This window comes from Pseudomonas sp. NPDC087614 (assembly GCF_044743485.1).
In the GTDB taxonomy this organism is placed as follows: Bacteria; Pseudomonadota; Gammaproteobacteria; order Pseudomonadales; family Pseudomonadaceae; genus Aquipseudomonas; species Aquipseudomonas baetica_A.
Map to the genome: position 1 here is coordinate 1 of NZ_JBIUWN010000186.1, position 1,607 is coordinate 1,607.

Annotated in this window: 1 protein-coding gene; it reads right to left on the reverse strand. The window is 56.1% G+C overall.

The window, feature by feature from the left end; all coding sequences use genetic code 11:
• Positions 1-144: 144 nt before the first annotated feature.
• A partial coding sequence (locus ACIOWA_RS27980) for a toprim domain-containing protein (protein WP_401162933.1) occupies positions 145-1,607 on the reverse strand: 1,463 nt, incomplete at its 5' end.

Consider the following 1,607-nt stretch of genomic DNA (forward strand, 5'->3'; position numbering starts at 1 on the left):
ATTCTTCAACAACTTCAACCACTTGCGCCTTCGATCTCTCGTTAGCGGGAGGCGAATTCTACAGCGTTACACGCTGCTGTCAACACCTCTTTTTCTCCGCTTTCGACCGAGAAGATCGAACCGTTAAAAGCGCCAAACACGAAATCAAAAGTCCAGGTTCGAAACCGCCAAAGCATTACTCTCGATGAAGTCACGGCGAGGTTCGACCGCATCACCCATCAGGGTGTTGAAGATCTGGTCTGCGCCAATGGCGTCTTCGATGGTAACTTTGAGCATGCGACGCACGCTTGGGTCCATGGTGGTTTCCCACAGCTGATCCGGGTTCATTTCGCCCAAACCTTTGTATCGCTGAATGGTGTGGCGCTTGGTGCTTTCAGCCATCAGCCAGTCCAAAGCTTCCTTGAACTCGGTAACCGCTTTCTTTCGCTCGCCACGCTGGATATAAGCGCCTTCGTCGAGCAGAGTGCTGAGCTGAGCGCCGAGGGTGACGACGGTTTTGTAGTCATTGCTGCCGAAGAAATCGCGGTTGAATGTGACGTAGTTCGACAGACCGTGGGAAATCAGTTCGACTTCTGGCAGCCAAACGCCGCGTTCACGATCTTCACGCAGGCTGGCCTTGTAGACCAGGCCGGACTTCTCATTGGTGCGCAGGCGGACTTCGTACTGGGCCAGCCACTCTTGCATCGCGGCGTGGTCGCCGAGCGTTTCCAGGCTCACGGCCGGCAGGTAGATGAAGTGCTCGGTCAGTTCCTGTGGGTACAGGCGCGACAGACGCTTGAGGGTCTTCATTACCATGCGGAAGTCATTGACCAGACGCTCCAGCGCTCCGCCAGAAATGCCCGGGGCATCTTCGTTCAGGTGCAGGCTCGCGTCTTCCAGGGCCGACTGCGTCATGTACTCTTCCATGGCGTCGTCGTCTTTGATGTATTGCTCTTGCTTACCTTTCTTGACTTTGTACAGCGGCGGTTGGGCGATGTAGATATAGCCGCGTTCAATCAGTTCTGGCAACTGACGGAAGAAGAAGGTCAGCAGCAGGGTACGAATGTGCGAACCGTCGACGTCAGCATCGGTCATGATGATGATGTTGTGATAGCGCAACTTGTCGATGTTGTACTCTTCGCGACCAATACCGCAGCCCAGCGCGGTGATCAAGGTGCCCACTTCCTGGGAAGAGATCATCTTGTCGAAACGTGCTTTCTCGACGTTGAGGATCTTGCCCTTCAACGGCAGGATGGCTTGAGTCTTGCGGTTACGTCCCTGCTTGGCAGAGCCGCCCGCAGAGTCACCTTCCACAAGGTACAGTTCGGACAGCGCCGGGTCTTTTTCCTGGCAGTCCGCGAGTTTGCCTGGCAAACCGGCGATGTCCAGCGCGCCTTTGCGGCGGGTCATCTCACGGGCCTTGCGCGCGGCTTCACGAGCACGGGCGGCGTCGATCATCTTGCCGACGACAAGCTTGGCTTCGTTCGGGTTTTCTAGCAGGAAGTCGGAGAAGTACTTGCCCATTTCCTGTTCGACCGCGGTCTTCACTTCCGAAGAAACCAGCTTGTCTTTGGTCTGGGAGCTGAACTTGGGTTCCGGCTCCTTCAACGAGTTGATCGCGGTCAGGG